The sequence below is a fragment of the Oceanicaulis sp. LC35 genome, assembly GCF_052055585.1.
Lineage (GTDB): Bacteria > Pseudomonadota > Alphaproteobacteria > Caulobacterales > Maricaulaceae > Oceanicaulis.
The window spans coordinates 668,389-685,821 of the sequence record NZ_CP170485.1 but is presented as its reverse complement, the minus strand read 5'-3'; the positions used below and the strand labels follow the sequence as shown (position 1 = coordinate 685,821).

The window sequence follows — 17,433 nt, the reverse complement described above, 5'->3', positions numbered from 1 at the left end:
CGCCCTCAACCTTGTCTTATAGACGCCTTGACCCCGCCGCATTCCTCGATTGATTTGGCGGTTAACTGAAGCAGACTCGCCGTTCTCCCGGCCAAGGATTTGCAAATGCGCCTGATCGCGTTCGCCGCCTGCCTTTTCCTGTTGCCCACAGCCTGGGCGCAAAGCGAAACCGCGCCGGCCATTCCCGACGAGGTCCCGGCAGTCTGGCAGGTCGAGATTTCATCGGTCAGCACAAACACGGTGCGCGGCGAGCGGACCCGCAGCGTCCGCTATGGTCAGGACTGGGCCAGTTGGGTGACCGAACAAGGCGCGCAGATGTGGCTGGACGCCGGCGACCGTGCCCTCTTCGCCCAGGCGCCGAACCAGACCGACATCATCAAGACCAGCCTGTACGCCGAAGCGCGGCGCCATCTCGACATCTATGTGGCGCTCAGCGAAGGCGGCCGACGCGAGGTCATCAATTTCGGCAGCGCGGGCACCTTTGACCGGGTCTGGCTGGAAGCGGCGACCGGCGTCGCCAGCCAGAGCGGCTCCATGGCCCTGACCGAAACGGCCAATGGATTCATGGCGCTCTATAATGACGAGCTGGTGTTCACCGCCGATTATGGCGGCGAGGACAGCGCGTGCGAAGCGCCCGCACTTGACGCGCCCCATTCCGCCAGCGCCCTGGCCTGGCTGCCTTATGTGGCGCCCATCCATCCCGACATTCTGGCCCGACTGTCCCGGTCCGCGCAGTTTCCCTGCGCCTTCAGCTTCATCGTCTACAGCCCGGACAGCCCGGCAGGCCGCCTTGAGCGCTGGACCCGCGTGGATGAAACCGAGATCGATCCGCCCCTTCTGCCGCCCCTGCCCGAGGACGCGACAATGATCTACGCGGGCGCGGATCGGCTCAGCCGCGTTCTTGATGCGGCGCAAGAGGCCCTTTCGAGCGAGGCCGAGCCCAGCGTTCAGGACTTCTTTGACGAAAGCCAGAGCCTTCAGGAAGACAGCGATTATGCTGGCGCGCTGCTGGTCCAGCTGCAGGAAACCCACAATTTCGGCCCCTGCCCCGAAGCCTCCATCGGCTCTGAGCGTTTGACCTGCGCCTATGCCAGCGCCCTGGCCCTGCAAGGACGTGAGGATGAAGACTTCCGCGCCCTCTCTGAAGGCCTGGAAGCTCTGGCGCAGAATGATCCGGCGCGCGCGGTCGAGCTCATCTCGCCCTTCATCGACCGCGAGGGCCATGCCGGCGCCGCCGCGCGCCTTCTGACGGCCAATGCCCTGATCAGCTGGGGCCGGGTCGGACTGCAAGCGCGTCCCGACCTTGATCCCGCGCAATTGCTGGCGGAAGCCCTGATCCTCGACCCCTACGCCCCCGACGCCTACTGGCAGCTTGGCCAGCGGTATCTGGCGGCCGGGGCGCCGGCGCCGGCCTGGTCCCTGTTTGACCTGGGACGACGACTGCCCCGCCCGGTGGCCGATACGCCGCTGGCTCAGGCCGACCTTCTGGAAGCGCGCATGAGCGAACTGGCTCCCTACTGGCTGCCTTCCGCCTCCTCCACTCCGGTTCAGTGATCAGATTCTCTCCAGTTTAAGAGAGATTTACGAGGCGTTAACCGCATCACCTGCTCTTGATTCAGAGTTGGGTCCGTGCGTTCGCCCGCCGGAGCGGTGATTCCATGTGGAAATACCAGATATGGCGCCCGCCAGACTGGTTTACACAATATTAACCGCGTCTATAGGGTCGAGGCTGGACAATGGAGATGAGTCGGCATGCCGCCTGTGGCGCCCTGGAGTGTGAAGGGGATTGATCCCCGCGCCCGCGCCCTCGCCAAATCTGCGGCGAGGCGTGAGGGTATGACGCTGGGCGAATGGCTCAATCGTGTCATCATGGATGACGGCGTGTCCGACAACGCCAAGGACTGGGATGACCAACTCTCCCGCTTCCCCGGTTTCGGCGGCGGCGATGATGGCGGTCCCGGTCATGACGACCAGCTGAGCGAGCTGGTTCAGCGTCTCTCCGACCGGCTTGAAGCCTCTGAACGTCGCTCCACACAGGCGCTGTCACATATCGATCAGTCCGTCACCGCGATCTCGCGCCGCCTCGACATGATCGAGGACAGCGTGGATGAGGATGGCGAAAGCGCGCAGGACGCGCTCAAACGCACGCGCGCGCAGCAGGACGAACTGCTTGATCGCGTGAGGCGTCTGGAACGCACCGGCACCGGCAATGGCGCGGACCCGGCAGCGGTGAAAGCGGTCGAGACCACGGTCGGCAAGCTGGCGGGCCGTCTTTACGAGACAGAGCGCGATGTCCGCACCGAGCTGGATAATCTGGCGCACAAGGAAGAACGCCGTCGCGACAGCGCCGAGCGGGGCCTTGAAAAGCTGGGCCAGCGTCTGGAAGACACCGAAAAGACCCTGACCGACGAGACCCGCGCCCTGCGCGATCTGGTCGAGACCAGAGATGAGCGCACCCAGTCGCTGCTCTCTGATTTGCAGGACACGTCCCGTTCGCTGCAAAGCCGCATCATTTCTGCTGAAAGCGCCACCCAACGGGCCGCTGAAGCGTTGGCGGGATCGCAGGAAAAGCTTGATGCGCGCCTGCGTCAGCTGGAAAGCGTCCAGTCGAACGCGCTCAAGGATGAAGACGTCCAGCGCCGCATTGATGCGCTGGCGCGCGAGGTCGCCGACGTAATCCGTGATACGCGCAGCGAATGTGCGCGTCAGATCGCCGAAGTGTCCAAAAACGCTGACAGCCCGCGACTTGAGCGCGCGCTGGCGGATGCGGAAACACGTTTGCGCGCCGCTGAGCAGCGCCAGTCTGACTCCCTTCAGCGCATTGGCGCGGAAGTGGCCCGACTGGCGCGCGCCGTGGACCAGAGACTGGATCGGTCCGAGCAGCGTCTTCAGCGCCGTCTGGACGAAGCCGAAGCCAAACGACAATCAAAAGAAGATCGCGCCGACATCGAAGCGCGTCTCGAAAAAGTTCGCCAGGACAACACTGTCGCCATGCGGCGGATTGGCGAACAGGTGGCCAAGCTTGGGGAAAACTTGGCAGATCGCGTGCAGCAGGCTGAGCATCGGTCAGCGCAGGCGGTCGAAGCAGCGGGCGAACGCATGGCCCAGGTTGTTGAACGTCTCGAACATTCTCGCTCGACCAATTCCGAGCAGGATCTTGAAACCCGGATTCGCGCTTCTGAAGAACGCACGGCCCAGCGCATCGAACAGGCCATGACCGGCCTGCACGAGCGTCTGGATCAGGCCCGTCAGGACACATCCGAAGCGCTCTCGCCTGTTCAGAAGGCGATGAATGCGCTGGCGATTCGACTGGAAGCGATTGAAGGCCGCAAGGGCAAGTCCAAGGACAAGGAAGAGTCCAAGGCTATCGTCCAGCAAGCCGACGACGCCATCAATGACTTCTCAAAGCCCTTGCCCGAAGCCCCTGACCACTGGGTCAGCAATGAAGATGCGGATGACGATTTCGCCCTGCCCGCCCATGATGATTTCGACATCAAGGCGGAACCGGCGCGTCCTTCTTCCTTCACCCGGCCTGAGCCCGGCCCGGTTGTAACGCCGAAGCCCCAGCCAGCACCGCAGAACCGTGCGCCGGAACCGGCTCCCGAACCGGCCCCGGCCCCGCGCAAACCCGCCGCCATGGGCGCAACCGCGGATGCAGACTTCCTGGCCAAGGCCCGCAAGCAGGTTCGCGCCAATCGTGGCGGCGAAGCCGGCTGGACACCGCCGGTCGAGAAAGAGAAGCGCAGCTCCAACAAGACGCTGCTGCTAGGCGCAAGCGCGCTCGGCTTCCTGGCCATCGCCGCGGCGGCAGGCATGCTGGTGCTCGAGGCGATCAACGGTCCTGAAGACTCCGCTCTGACCGCAGACCCCTCCGCCTCCCTGTCGAACCTGTTCTCCGAACCGGCTGACCTCTCCGAGCCTACGCCCGAAGCCTTGCGCACGCCTGCGCAGGACGAGGCTGCAGCACTGTCAGCGCCTGAAGCCGAAGCTGCGCCGGGTGAGGCTGACAATGCCCAGCCTCAGGCGGACCTCACTCCGACCCCGGCTCCGGTCCCTGCCCCTGCAGCCGCGCCGCAACCGCGCGCCTCATCCGTGGATGAAGCGCCGAGCCTTGAAAGCGCGGCCGCCAGCGGCGACGCCGTGGCGCGCTATCAGCTGGCGCTGCAGCAGCTTGAAGACCAACGCTATTCAGACGCCGCCGCCCTGATGCGCCGCGCCGCAGAGCAAGGCATTCCCGCCGCCCAGCGCCGCTTTGCGCTGATGCTGGCCAATGGCGAAGGCGTGCCCGCCAACCCGGCCTCGGCCCGCGACTGGATGGCGCGCGCCGCCGAGAACGGCAATGTGCAGGCCATGCATGATGCTGGCGGCATGTTCATCAACGCCGAATCCACGCCCGAATTCCAGGCTACCGCCGCGCGCTGGTTCGAGCAGGGCGCGCTTTATGGTCTCGTGGACAGCCAGGTGAATATCGCGCTCCTGTTCAAGGAAGGCTTCGGCGTGCCGCAAAGCCCGGCTGACGCCTATGCCTGGTTCACCATCGCCGCCAATTCCGGTGACGCCGAGGCGCGCAATTCCGCCGCCGAACTGCGTTCCATGCTGACGCCGGAACAGCGCGCCGCCGCAGAATCCGTCGCCCGTAACTTCACCCCGCGCGCCTCTGATCCTGAAGCTCAGGGCGAGTACGCGCCCCAGCCCTGGGAAACCGGCGCTGTCGCCAGTCCTGCGCAAATCGCCCGGGCGCAGGCGCTGTTGTCCCAGCTGGGCTATCAGCCTGGACCCGCAGACGGGATGATGGGCTCGCGCACACGCAACGCCATTCGCGACTTCCGCCGCTCCCAAGGCCTGACCGTGTCAGACCGGGTGGACAGCACCCTGCTCTCACGGCTTGAACAAGCCGCCGCCGGCTAGGGCGCGGCGCGGTGCAGATCTACCTGCCCATAGCCGAGATTTCGCTGAACCTGTGGCTCTTGCTCGGCCTGGGTCTGGGCGTGGGTTTTCTGTCGGGCCTGTTCGGGGTGGGCGGCGGCTTCCTGATGACCCCGATCCTGATCTTCCTCGGGATTCCTCCGGCCGTGGCTGTGTCCAGTCAGGCCAACCAGATCGTCGCCAGCTCGGTCTCCGGCGCGCTTGCCCATTTCCGGCGCAAGACGCTGGATGTGAAGATGGGGCTGATCCTCCTGATCGGCGGCGTTGCGGGTTCGATTTCGGGCGTCCAGCTCTTCGGATTGCTCCAGCGTCTGGGTCAGATCGATCTTGTCATCTCGCTTTGTTATGTCGGCTTTCTGGGCGTTATCGGCGGTTTGATGCTGGTGGAGAGCGTGAACGCCATTCGCCGACGCCGGGGCGCAGGCGGACCGGTCCGGCCCAAGCGCCGCAAACGCGGCCTGATTGACGCCCTGCCCTTCAAGACCCGCTTCGCTGTCTCCGGCCTCTATATGAGCGTGATCCCGCCCATCGCCATCGGCTTTCTGGTCGGCGGGCTGGCCGCGCTGATGGGGGTTGGCGGCGGCTTCGTCATGGTCCCCGCCATGATCTATCTGTTGCGCATGCCCACCAATGTGGTGATCGGCACCTCCCTGTTTCAGATCCTCTTCGTCGCTGCGCTGACGAGCTTCCTGCAGGCGGTGCAAAACCAGACTGTGGACATGGTTCTGGCGGGCATTCTGATCCTGGGCAGCGTGGTGGGCGCGCAGATCGGCGCGCGCTTCACCAGCAAGATCCCCGCAGAAGAGCTGCGCGCCCTCCTCGCCCTGATCGTGGTCAGCGTCTGCCTGAAACTGGCCTGGGATCTTGCCAGCACGCCCGCCGACCTGTTCGTGCTGATCGACGCGCCGGGGGGGCAGTGATGTTCAGACAGTTCAGCCTCGCCCTGCTCCTCATCGCCGCTGTTGGCGTGACCGCTTTCGCAGCGCCGCCTGAAGGCGTGCAGCCTCCGGCCCAGATCGCCGCCGCCCTGACCGAGGATGTGGTGGAGATCCGCTCCACCTTCGCCGGGGCCGAACTCACGCTTTATGGCGCGGCGACCGGATTGCAGGAAGGTGATGACATCGTCGTCGCCGTGCGCGGCCCGGCGGGCGATCTTCGGGTCATGCAGAAGCGCCGCGTCCTGGGCATCTGGATCAACGCCGCGCCGGTCCGGTTTGAGGATGTGGCGGGTTACTACGCCGTGGCCTCGACGCGACCGCTGTCCGATTTCGCCAGCTTTTCCGCCCTGCGACGCAACCAGATCGGCATGGACCATGTGCGGCTCTACGCCCCTGAAAGCATCCGCCGTGAAACCCTGTTCGGGGTGCGCAATGTGATGGTGACCGATCTGGGGGGCGAGATCGTGGACTATCGCGCGGCGCTGGTGCGCAACAAGGCGCGGCGCGGCCTTTATGGCGAGGCGCCGGGCGGCGTCGAGCTTCTGGAAGGCGGGCTGTTCCGGGCGCGGGTGATCCTGCCGCCGACCACCCCCACCGGCACCTATAACGCAGATGTGTACCTGTTCCGGGATGGACAACCCATTGCAACAAGGCGCACGGATCTGACTGTGGTGAAGGCGGGCGTCGAGCGGACCATCTATGATCTGGCCCAGAACCGTCCGGTCGTGTACGCCTTTATCTCGGTCCTTCTGGCCATGCTGGCGGGATGGACGGCGGCCGCGGTCACCCAGCGGCGCTGACGGTTTGATCCCTGATACGAGGCGCCTGTCATGCAACGTCTTAGCGAAGCTCCCCCTCTGGTCCTGATCCTCGGCTTTGGCGGGCTTTTGCCCTTCCTGGCGGGCGCGATCGGCGTGATGGCGGGCGGTCAGGCGGCCTTGCAGGCGGCGACGGCCCTCCCGGTCTACGCCGCTGTCATCCTGTCTTTCCTGGCGGGCGGACGCTGGGCCAGCGAGCTGGTCATTCGCAGCGACACCCCGCGCTCGGGCGTGATGCTGCTCTCCATCCTCCTCAGCCTGTCAGGCTGGGTCGCCGTCGTGATCCAGGTCTGGAACCGGCCCGGCCTGCCGTTCGATCTGGAGCTGGTCGGCTGGGGCCTTCTGATCCTGGGCTTTGTGATCCAGTTCCTGTGGGACCGCACCGCCATTCGCGGCGCCACCTTCCCCGGCTGGTACATGCCGCTGCGCTTCTTCCTGACCGCGGTGGTCGTGCTGTGCCTGGCGCTGACTGCCTTCGTGCGCAGCTCGCCAACCTTCAGCCTCTAGTCGCCCAGAAGCCGGGCGCCGCTGACCGCATAGACCCGGTCCCGGCCCAGCATGTAGGCGTGCGGGCGTACGCGGAAGAGTGGCGCATAGGCGGGGTCACAGACATTCAGCCCGCCCGTGAACGCCCCGAAAGCGGGCAGGATCAGCCGCGCGCCATCGGTGGCGAAACAGCGCCGCCGCACCCGCCGCCCTTGCCCGGAAATCTTGGCGCAAGGATGAAGATGCCCCGCGATCTCACCGGGATAATCTCCCGCCTGCGGTTCATGACGCAGATGCAGCGGGCCAAGATCAAGCTCGAACCCGGCGCGACCGCCAAAGCGGGCGGGAGGTTTGGGATCGTGATTGCCCTCGATCCACAGCCAGTCCTCAACCGACGCGACAAGCTCAGACAGCGCGTCCGCATCGTCCGGCGCCATGCGGTCATCCGCACCGAGATCATGAAAACTGTCGCCCAAAGCCACCACGCGTCGCGGCTGATAAAGAGCAATAGCGTCCGCCAGTTTCCGCAAGGTGGCGCGGGTGTCATAGGGGGGCAGGAACTGGCCACGCACCGCATAGGCGCTGCCCTTTTCAAAGTGCAGATCACTGACCAGCAGCACGCCCTCATCCGCCAACACCGCGACGCCGGACGGATCGGCGATCAGGCGGGCGCCGTTCACCGTCATGGTGACGGGGTCGGCAAGGGGCGTGCGTTGCGGCGAGGTCATGGCGTCAGTTAGGCGCGCCCGGCGGGCCGAGGCAAGGCGCTACTCATCCTCGTCCTCATATCCCACCAACGACAATGGCCGGGCCTTGTAGCCCTCAAGCTCGGCCCAGCGCGCGAGCGCATCGTCGCGGCCATGAGTGATCCAGACTTCCTCGGGGTTCACGTCGCGCACGGTCTGGGTCAGCTCGTCCCAGTCGGCATGGTCTGACAGGATCAAAGGCAGTTCCACGCCGCGTTGTCTTGCCCTGGCGCGCACCTGCATCCAGCCCGAGGCGAAACTGACCAGCGGATCGGGAAAACGCCTTGCCCAGGCGGTCTGGAAGGAGGATGGCGGACCGATCACGATCTTCCCGGCGAAGTCCTGTTTCTCCCCCTCGCCATCCTTCAGGGTCGCCTTGGCGAGCGGGCCCAGCTCAACCCCATGATCATGGTACAGCTTGCAGAGCTGCTCCATGGAGCCATGAATATGGATCGGCGCGTCATAGCCCGCTTCGCGCAACAAGCAGATCACACGCTGCGCCTTGCCCAGCGCATACGCGCCGACAAGCTGGGTGCGGTCCGGGTTCTGGCGGACGCTTTTGAGAAGTTTGGCGATCTCGCCCGCATCATCCGGATGACGAAAAACCGGCAGCGCAAACGTCGCCTCGGTCACATAGACATGGGCGGGAAAGACTTCGAATGGCGCACAGGTCGGATCACGACGACGCTTGTAATCCCCCGACACCCCGATCACGAGCCCCTTCCATTCCAGCCGGATCTGGGCGCTGCCCAGCACATGCCCCGCCGGATGAAAGCTGACCTCCACCTCCCCGATTTTCAGGCGTTCGCCATAGCGGACAGGAACCGGATCGGGGGTGAAATCCTCGCCATAGCGCGCCGCCATGATGGCGAGGGTCTCTGGCGTCGCGAGCACACGCGCATGCCCGGCGCGGGCATGATCGGCATGCCCGTGGGTGACCAGAGCCCGCTCGGCGGGCCGCATGGGATCAATGAAGAAGCCTCCGGGTTCACACCACAGGCCGCGCTCGGTTTCCTTGAGAAGCTGGTCAGGTCGGATCATGCAGAAGACATAGGCCGTCTTCAGTGACCGGGAAACCTGAGACCTGACCGTAAGGTGGCGGCGCCGCTGAGGGGGGAGAGAGAGCGGCGCCGCCCTTTACGGGCTGTGCTAGTGCAGACCGCCCGCAGCCAGGCGCCGCGCATGAAGCGGCTGAACCGGGCGGTAGTTGTGATCATAGTGCGATGCGAAGGCCGCAATCTGCTCCGCCGATGCAGAGATCGGCGTCTGCATGACGGTCCAGGCGACGCCTTCCGAGCACGGCGGGGTGGTCAGCGAGCCGGCATAGCGCCAGGCGCTGTGATCGGCCGGCAGGAAGGCGCTCGGGTCGACATCATCGACTTCATGGTGCTCACCCTCATGCGGGATTGCAGCCCAGATCTCATCCAGCGCCGGGTTCGCTTCGCCTTCTTCAAAGAAGACGCCGACCACAGCCAGATGACCGTCTTCGGACACGTGCACGAAGTGAACTTCCAGTGGATATTGATGGCCATCCACAGTGTGCTCGCTGCCCGCATGGAAGTGGAACTGGACCAGCTCATACTCCCGGTCGCCCAGATGCAGAGAACCCGCGTCTTCAAGATCAACCTTGATGGTGTGACCATTGTCGGTCACTGACGCGTCACCGTCGTCCCAATGAAGCTCGGGGACGGAATCTTCATGATCGCTCACCGCATGAAGGTCGATCGGCGATTGCTCATGACCGGAGGAGCAGCTCGCGTATTCCGCTGACAGCATGCCCCAATGCTCCGGGCCGCCCTCACCGTCATAGCTCCAGGAAGAATGACCATGATGATCGAGCGCGATCGCCGCGCCGCCCAGCGCGAGCACGGCCGACGCCGCCATCGCAGACCCCAGTAAACTCTTACGCATATCCCACTCCAACTGTCCCGATTATGGAAACGCGCACTGTTTCAGCGCTGGCGGGAGTGTTGAGCAGGGGGAGTTAATGACGCGTCACAGAGTTGCGCGGAGGATGGCTAACTCAACCTTAAGCACCAGACCCGTTCGAGCTCGAGCTGGCGGTGGTCACAACCGTGCTGGCGGTGATGACTGACACCATCATGGCGGTTTGAGCGGCGATGACCGCGTCCATGGCGCTAAGCGCCCCGTCCTGCAGGCCCGAACGCCCGGCCGTATGAACCAGATGCGCCAGCGCCGTGCGCGCATCGGCAATGGTGGGTGTTGACCGCGGCAGGGCCTGACGCACCGCATCGATTGCAAGGGCGTCCTCCACGCTCAATCCCTGAATGGCCCATTGCACGTAACGCTGGCGAAAGCCGTAGCGCCGCAAAGGCTTGTGGATCTCGCGTGCAGCATCAAGCGCTTCAAATCGCGCCATCGCCTCCTGTGGATCCACCTTCAACAGCGCACACATCTTGCCGCCATCTCGGGCATGCCCGCGAGACCGCGGATGGGCGCGGAAGACGGCCTCCGCCGCTTCGCGCTGCGCCAGAACCTCTGACGGATCATCGCCGCGTGCGGCGTGGATCGCAGCATAGGTATCAGTGATAGCCGCATTGGAGCGCCACCAGGGTGGAGAGAGCCTTGCGCGCATCTCCAGGAATTGTTCAATCGGCGTGTCCTCGCTCGAGCCGACGCACAGCATCAGCGCCGCCCGCGAGCCCCCCGCATACAATTTGCTGCGCTCATACCAGGACAAGCAATCGCGCAAGGCCCGGCGCGCGGCGAGGAAGCGTTCCACGGGGATGTCGTTCTGGGCCAGCATCGCTGCATAAAGCCAGCGCAGCGCGCCTGTTGGCGAACGCCAGCCCACCCCGGCCTTGATCTCTTCATGCTTGGCGCGCACCAGCGCCACAAGCGCTTGCGGATCGCTGTCATGGGTCAGAAGGCAGGCGGATGACAGCCAGGACGCGAGTGAGTCAGGCCGCGGGCGTCCATCCCTGAATGCTTGGTAGAGAGCCTCAAGGCGTTGAAGATAATCCGTATCGCTCATGAAACCCTCGTCTGGCCTGTAGGGCTCAAGACTACAGGGGAGCAGGACGGAAGGCAAAAACTTGCGACCGACGCCGTGCTTAGACCCCACTACCTGAATCCGCGCCCTCCGCCGATGTCAGCGCCGCTTCCGCCGAAAGAGCGGTGGCCGCAATGGCGAGCCGAAGCGACGCCCCCGTCTGTGCATCACCCGCCCAGAGCAGGAAGGCCAGACGCGCCTGCATGCGTCGGTCTGTCCGCTTGGACTCCCCGGCAATGTGGAGCCAGCGCTCCAACGCTTCGGCCTCTGCTTCGCCAAGGCCGTAACACGCCCATTCCAGCAGCAATCCAGTCTGAACACGCTTGAGCGCCCTGAAGCTCTCCGCAGCGCTCAACAGACCCAGAAATCGCTCCAGCACGCGCTCGGGGTCTTCGCCAAACGCGGCGCAGGCGCGCGCGCCCTCCTTGCTGGCTTTCTTTGCAGCCTTGTGCGCTGCAAACACGGCTTCGGCTCGCTCATTCGCCGCACGCGCCTTGTCCGGGCAGTCCCCACGCGCGACATGAGCCGCGCTATACGCCGCCATCAAACCATCAATGCCGGTCACATAATTGGTCATCCAGGGGCGGATTTCCTTGCGTACGGCATTCACTTGGGCGGCGGCATTATCAAGTCGGGCATCAAGCGCGCACAGAGCCATTGCCGGACGAGCCCCCAAATCCGGCATATTGCGCAACCCGCCATAAACGTGCGGGTCGATGCCCAGGCGCAAGGTCAGCGCCGCCTCGGCCCACTGCAGCTGAAGCGGCATGCCGCCCACATACTGAGCCAGAGCCTGATAGCGGTCTCGCAAGGCGTCAGCGAGCGTATCCGGCGACCCTTCAAGCGAGAACAGACAGGCGGACGCCAGCCACTCAAAACCCCGCTTTGGCCTCACTGTGGGCAGAAAGATCGCAAACCATCGGTCCGGCTTCTCCTGCCCCTTGTCGAGGGCGGCCTTAAGGGCTTTCAGGCGCTGGCTGGCGTCCCCCATGACTAGTCCTCGATCTCGAGACCGGTGTGGTAGGCGATGAAGGCCCAGCGATCCGCCGCTTCCTCGATCAGTTTGGAGACCGGGGTGCCGGCGCCATGGCCTGCACGCGTTTCAATGCGGATCAGGGTCGGGGCGTCGCCCGTCTCAGCCGCCTGAAGGGCCGCGGCGTATTTGAACGAATGGCCCGGCACGACGCGGTCATCGGTATCGGCGGTGGTGATCAGCGTCGCGGGATAATCGCCGGTCTCGGGGATGTTGTGATAGGGCGAATAGCCATAGAGCACGTCAAACATCTCCGGGTCCTGCGGGCTGCCATAATCATCCACCCAGAACCGGCCTGCAGTGAACTGGTTGAACCGCAGCATGTCCATCACGCCCACCGCCGGCAGCGCCGCGGCGAACAGGTCCGGCGCCTGATTGGCGACCGCGCCCACCAGCAGACCGCCATTGGAACGGCCATGAATGGCGAGGTGGTCCGGGCTAGTCCAGCCCATATCGATCAGGGCATGACCGGCATTGATGAAGTCATCAAAGACGTTCTGCTTGTTCGCGAGACGCCCGGCATCGTGCCAGTCGCGGCCATAGGCCGAACCGCCGCGCAGATTGGCGATGGCGTAGACACCGCCCATTTCCATCCATTGCAGGCGCCGCACGTCAAAATCGGGGCGGCGGGTGATGGCGAAGCCGCCATAGCCATAGATCAGGGTCGGGCGAGCGCCATTAGGGTCCACATCACGATGGTGGGCGACAAACATCGGGATGCGCGCCCCGCCCGTGCTCTCATAGAAGGTCTGGCTGACCACATAGTCATCGGGATTGAAGGTCAGGTCCGGGGCGCGGAAGACCTCGCTCTCCCCCGTCTCCACATCATAGCGATAGAGCGCTGGCGGCTGGTTCAGGCTTTCATAGGAATAGAAGGTTTCGCTGCGCGCCGGATCGCCGCCAAAGCCGGACGCGACGCCCAGGCCCGGCAGGTCCACCTCGCGCACGAAGGCGCCCGCAGGCGTATAGACGCTGACCGCACTCGCCACGTCGCGCATGGTCTCGACGATCAGATGACCGCCCACATGGCTGGCGCCGGTGATCGGGCCGTCGCCCTCGGCCACCACATCGGTCAGGGCTGAGGGATCAGACAGGGACACCGAAACGATCCGGCCATTGGGGGCGTCCAGATCGGTCAGGAACCAGAAGGTTTCCCCGTCATTGCCCACATAGGAATGGTTGTTGCCAAAACCCTCGAAAATCTCGACCGGCTCGGCGCCCTCGGCTTCAAGGTCGAGGATGTGAACGCCATTGCCATCGGTGCCGGTGGACGAACCAATGATCAGATAGCGGCCATCATCACTGACCGAGCCGCGCCAGCCCACTTCCGGCGCGTCAGGATCCGCCATGATCTGAACGTCCTCGCTCTGATCGGTCCCCAGTTCATGGAAATAGATCGCCTGGTTGAGATTGAGCGCGGTGAAGGCCTCGCCCTCTTCCGGCGCCGGATAGCGCGAATAGAAGAAGCCCGAGCCATCCTTGGCCCAGCTCAAGGGTGAGAACTTCACCCATTCGATCTCGTCAGACAGGGTTTCACCGGTTTCCACGTCGAGCACCCGGATCGAGCGCCAGTCCGAGCCGCCATCAGCAATCAGATAGGCAAGCCTGGTTCCATCCGGGCTGGGCACCGTGCCCGCCAGCGCGGTCGTGCCGTCCGCCGCCCATTCATTGGGGTCGATCAGCGGGCGCGCTTCACCGTCGAGCCCGTCCTGAACCATGAAGACCGACTGGTCTTGCAGCCCGTCATTACGGTTGAAGAAATAGCGCAGACCCGCTTCGGTCTGGCGGCTGGCGGGCAGGCCATAGCGCTCGTAATTCCACAGCTCTGACAGGCGCGCGGCGATGCGGCCCCGCCCCGGCAACTGATCAAGATAGGCGTTGGTGACCTCGGTCTGCGCGTTCACCCAGTCCGCCACGTCTTCAGACTCGCGCACATCCTGTTCCAGCCAGCGATAGGGATCAGACACCGCCACCTCGCCCTCGGCCGCCGACGCGTAGACATCCACCTGATCGACCGTGCGCGTTTCGGGATAGACCGGCGCCGCGATCTGCGTTGTCGCAGGGGCGGACGCATCGGCATCGGCAGACGCGTCGGTTTGCGCCGCCGGCTGGCTGCAGGCGGTCAGGGCCAGAACGGATGCAAAGGCGAACAGGGCTGCGCGCATCAGGCGTCTCCTCAAAGGTTATTATGTTGCGCGGCAGACTAGGGCGGGATGCGCGCTGAGGAAAGACTGTGCCCGCCCCTCCCGCATGCTATCTCTTTCACCGATGAAGCACGCCCGCCTCCCCGCCCTGCCGGAACGGTTTGAAGCCTGGTTTGACAGCCGGGGCTGGGCTCCGCGCGCGCACCAGCGCGAAATGGTCGCCGCCGCTCAGGCCGGCGAGGCTGCGCTGCTGATCGCACCTACAGGCGGCGGCAAGACGCTGGGCGGTTTCCTGCCCAGCCTGATTGATCTGGCCGAGATTTCAGAACGCGAGGGCAAGGATCGCCCCCACCGCCTGCACACGCTTTATATCAGCCCGCTCAAGGCTCTGAGCCAGGATGTGGCGCGCAATCTGATGACGCCCATCGAGGAGATGGGTCTCAATCTGCGCGTCGAGACCCGCACCGGCGACACCCCGGCCAGCAAACGCACGCGCCAGCGCGCCCGGCCGCCGGACATTCTTCTGACCACGCCCGAGCAGATCGCCCTTTTCTGCGCGCAGGAGAACGCCAGCGCCTTCTTTGAAGACCTGCAATGCGTGATCATCGACGAAGTGCACGCCATCGCGGCCTCCAAGCGCGGCGATTTGCTGGCGCTGGGGCTGGCGGCCATTCAGGGCTATGCGCCGAACATGCGCCGGGTGGGCCTGTCAGCCACCGTGAAGGACGAGATGGGCCATGCGCGCTGGCTGTCGGCGCAGGGTTCAGGCAATGACGCCTGCTTCGCCCGCATCGTGCGCGGAACGGCGGGCGCGGCCCCTGAAGTCCAGATCATGACGCCCGAGGAACGCATTCCCTGGGCGGGCCATTCAGGCCGTCACGCCATGAAAGCGGTCTATGAGCAGATCAAGGGCGCGGGCACGGCGCTGATCTTCGTGAACACCCGCTCCCAGGCCGAGCTGACCTTTCAGGAACTGTGGGCGATCAATGACGACAATCTGCCCATTGCCCTGCATCACGGCTCGCTCTCGGTCGAGCAACGCCGCAAGGTGGAAGCGGCGATGGGCGCGGGCGTTCTGAAAGCTGTCGTGTGCACCTCCACCCTCGATCTGGGGATCGACTGGGGCGATGTGGATCTGGTGATCCAGATGGGCGCGCCCAAGGGCACGTCGCGCCTGCTGCAAAGGCTCGGGCGCGCCAATCACCGGCTCGATGCCTCAAGCCGCGCCGTGCTGGTCCCCACCAACCGTTTCGAGCATCTGGAATGCGCCTGCGCCGCCGAAGCGGTGCTTGCGGGCGCGCTCGATGGCGATCCGTTGAAAGCGGGCTCGCTCGATGTGCTGGCTCAGCACGTGATGGGCCGCGCCTGTGGGGACCCGTTCAAGGCGGAGGCGCTTTTTGAAGAGATCACGGCGGCGGCGCCCTATGCCGAACTGCCGCGTGAGACGTTTGACCGCGTGCTCGCCTTCGTCGCCGATGGCGGCTATGCGCTCGGCAGCTATGACCGCTTCAAGCGTCTCGTTCAGACCCGAGACGGTCTGTGGCGGGCGCGCAACCGTGAAATGGCCCAGCGCCACCGCATGAATGTGGGCACCATCATCGAAGCGCCGATGCTGAATGTCCGGCTGGCGCGACGCACCGGCGCCTCCAAACCCCAGCGCGGACGCGGCAATCGCGGTCTGGTGCGTCCTGATGAAGTCGCCCGCGGCGGCGCACAGGGCGCAAGCCTGATGGGCGGCAAGATGCTGGGTCAGATCGAGGAATGGTTCACCGACCAGCTCAGTCCCGGCGACACCTTCATGTTTGCAGGCCAGATATTGAGCTTTGAAGGGGTCAGCGGCGGCGATTGCCTCGTCAGCCGGTCGAGCGCCGAAGACCCGAAGATCCCCAGCTTTGAAGGCGGCAAATTCCCCTACTCCACCTTCCTCGCCGCGCGGGTGCGTGAACTCGTGCACAATCCTGACCGCTGGTCGCTCCTGCCCGAACAGGTCCGCGACTGGCTGGATATCCAGCGGCAGAAGTCAAAGCTGCCTGCGCCCGACAGCCTCTTGGTGGAGACCTTCCCGCGGGCGGGCAAGTCCTGGCTTGTCTGCTATCCGTTTGAAGGCCGCCTCGCCCACCAGACGCTGGGCATGCTGGTGACGCGGCGGCTGGAGCGTCTCGGCAAGCAGCCTCTGGGCTTTGTGGCGAACGAATATGCGCTGGCGGTCTGGGGTCGCAAGGACCTCTCGGACGTGGATATGAGCGCGCTCTTCTCCGAAGACATGATGGGCGACGATCTTGACGCCTGGCTGGCCGAGAGCGATCTGATGAAGCGTACGTTTCGAAACTGCGCCCTGATCGCCGGGCTGATCGAGCGGCGCTTTCCGGGGCAGGAGAAGACGGGTCGGCAGGTCACCTTCTCCGCCGACCTCATCTACAACGTCCTGCGCGATCATGAGCCCGATCACATCCTGATGCAGGCCGCCTGGGCGGACGCCGCGGCGGGGCTCTTGGATGTGCGCCGCCTGTCAGACGCGCTGGTGCGCGTGGCGGGTCATGTGGAAGCGGTGCATCTCGATCAGATTAGCCCGCTGGCCGTGCCGGTGATGCTGGAAGTGGGCCGCGAACCCATCCGCCATGGCGAGGCGATGGACGCCATCCTGGCCGAAGCCAGCGAGGAAGACCTGATTGCGGAGGCGATGGGACGTTAATCCGCGTCCGTCACCTTCCGCATGGCCTTGTAGGCTTTGCGATCATGCACCCGGTCCAGCCAAGCCTTGAGGGCCGAGCCGTCTTTCGCGCCGCCGCGCTTGGCGATGGCATCGAGCTGGAAGCCCATCAGGCAGTCCGCCGCGCTGAACTGTTCGCCTGCGAAATAGTCATGGGCTTTCAGGTGCGCCTCGATATGGGCGAAAGCCTTGGCGCGCTCGCCTTCCATGAACTGGTCCAGCAGGGAGTCCTTCAGCCCCGTCGCCTCGCAATAGGTGCTCATCAGGAAGGGCAGGAAGACCGCGCCTTCGGACGCGTGCATCCATTCCAGATATTTCAGCCGTCCCGGCGCATCCGGCGTGGGATGCAAGGCATGGTCGGCGTCAAATCGCTCCAGCAAGTATTGCGCGATGGCGCCGGTCTCCGCCAGCACCCGTCCGTCTTCCAGCTCCAGCAGCGGCGCTTTGCCCAGAGGGTGCTTCTGCGCCAGTTCAGGCGGGGCGAGCCGGATCTGCGGGTCACGCTTGTAGCGTTTGATCTCGTAAGGCGCGTTCAGCTCTTCAAGAAGCCAGATGATCCGCTCGGACCGGGACAGCTCGAGATGGTGCAGGATGAGGGGCATGATCGCCTCCGGCAGGA

At 64.8% G+C, this 17,433-nt stretch carries 13 protein-coding genes; 6 read left to right on the top strand and 7 right to left on the bottom strand.

Annotated features, from left to right (window positions below; genetic code table 11):
- Positions 1 to 105: 105 nt before the first annotated feature.
- The 5 genes from ACFELO_RS03280 (at position 106) to ACFELO_RS03260 (ending at position 7,189) form a co-directional block, all read left to right on the top strand.
- Positions 106 to 1,554, top strand: a complete 1,449-nt coding sequence (locus ACFELO_RS03280; protein ID WP_440959147.1) for a hypothetical protein — start codon at positions 106 to 108, stop codon at positions 1,552 to 1,554.
- A gap of 198 nt (positions 1,555 to 1,752) precedes the next feature.
- Positions 1,753 to 4,908, top strand: coding sequence for a peptidoglycan-binding protein (locus ACFELO_RS03275; protein WP_440959146.1), 3,156 nt, complete (start codon positions 1,753 to 1,755; stop codon positions 4,906 to 4,908).
- Between the two features lie 11 nt (positions 4,909 to 4,919).
- Positions 4,920 to 5,846: a sulfite exporter TauE/SafE family protein gene (locus tag ACFELO_RS03270; protein WP_440959145.1), complete on the top strand. Its 927-nt coding sequence runs from the start codon at positions 4,920 to 4,922 to the stop codon at positions 5,844 to 5,846.
- Positions 5,846 to 6,664 (top strand): TIGR02186 family protein, encoded by an 819-nt coding sequence (locus ACFELO_RS03265; protein ID WP_440959144.1) that lies wholly within the window; start codon positions 5,846 to 5,848, stop codon positions 6,662 to 6,664. Before ACFELO_RS03270 ends, ACFELO_RS03265 begins: the two co-directional genes overlap by 1 nt.
- A gap of 30 nt (positions 6,665 to 6,694) precedes the next feature.
- Positions 6,695 to 7,189, top strand: coding sequence for a DUF3429 domain-containing protein (locus tag ACFELO_RS03260; RefSeq protein ID WP_440959143.1), 495 nt, complete (start codon positions 6,695 to 6,697; stop codon positions 7,187 to 7,189).
- Here the strand turns inward: ACFELO_RS03260 and pdeM are convergent.
- From pdeM to ACFELO_RS03230, 6 genes are all read right to left on the bottom strand, one after another.
- Positions 7,186 to 7,896 carry a ligase-associated DNA damage response endonuclease PdeM gene (pdeM, locus tag ACFELO_RS03255; RefSeq protein WP_440959142.1) on the bottom strand — a complete coding sequence of 237 codons (711 nt, stop codon included), beginning with the start codon at positions 7,894 to 7,896 and terminating at the stop codon, positions 7,186 to 7,188. The two genes, ACFELO_RS03260 and pdeM, sit on opposite strands and share 4 nt — an antisense overlap.
- Before the next feature lie 39 nt (positions 7,897 to 7,935).
- Positions 7,936 to 8,955 (bottom strand): ligase-associated DNA damage response exonuclease, encoded by a 1,020-nt coding sequence (locus ACFELO_RS03250; RefSeq protein ID WP_440959141.1) that lies wholly within the window; start codon positions 8,953 to 8,955, stop codon positions 7,936 to 7,938.
- 108 nt (positions 8,956 to 9,063) lie between these two features.
- Positions 9,064 to 9,825: a carbonic anhydrase gene (locus ACFELO_RS03245; RefSeq protein ID WP_440959140.1), complete on the bottom strand. Its 762-nt coding sequence runs from the start codon at positions 9,823 to 9,825 to the stop codon at positions 9,064 to 9,066.
- 118 nt (positions 9,826 to 9,943) lie between these two features.
- Positions 9,944 to 10,909, bottom strand: a complete 966-nt coding sequence (locus ACFELO_RS03240; RefSeq protein ID WP_440959139.1) for a hypothetical protein — start codon at positions 10,907 to 10,909, stop codon at positions 9,944 to 9,946.
- A gap of 79 nt (positions 10,910 to 10,988) precedes the next feature.
- The gene (locus ACFELO_RS03235) at positions 10,989 to 11,918 is read right to left on the bottom strand and encodes a hypothetical protein (RefSeq protein WP_440959138.1); all 930 of its coding nucleotides are present in this window, start codon (positions 11,916 to 11,918) and stop codon (positions 10,989 to 10,991) included.
- 2 nt (positions 11,919 to 11,920) lie between these two features.
- Positions 11,921 to 14,125 (bottom strand): prolyl oligopeptidase family serine peptidase, encoded by a 2,205-nt coding sequence (locus ACFELO_RS03230; RefSeq protein WP_440959137.1) that lies wholly within the window; start codon positions 14,123 to 14,125, stop codon positions 11,921 to 11,923.
- Between the two features lie 103 nt (positions 14,126 to 14,228).
- On the opposite strand from ACFELO_RS03230, the gene ACFELO_RS03225 reads away from it, so the two are divergent.
- The gene (locus ACFELO_RS03225) at positions 14,229 to 16,796 is read left to right on the top strand and encodes a ligase-associated DNA damage response DEXH box helicase (RefSeq protein ID WP_440959136.1); all 2,568 of its coding nucleotides are present in this window, start codon (positions 14,229 to 14,231) and stop codon (positions 16,794 to 16,796) included.
- On the opposite strand, the gene ACFELO_RS03220 is transcribed toward ACFELO_RS03225, so the two are convergent.
- Positions 16,793 to 17,416, bottom strand: coding sequence for a glutathione S-transferase family protein (locus tag ACFELO_RS03220; protein ID WP_440959135.1), 624 nt, complete (start codon positions 17,414 to 17,416; stop codon positions 16,793 to 16,795). The genes ACFELO_RS03225 and ACFELO_RS03220 overlap by 4 nt on opposite strands.
- Between the last annotated feature and the right edge of the window lie 17 nt (positions 17,417 to 17,433).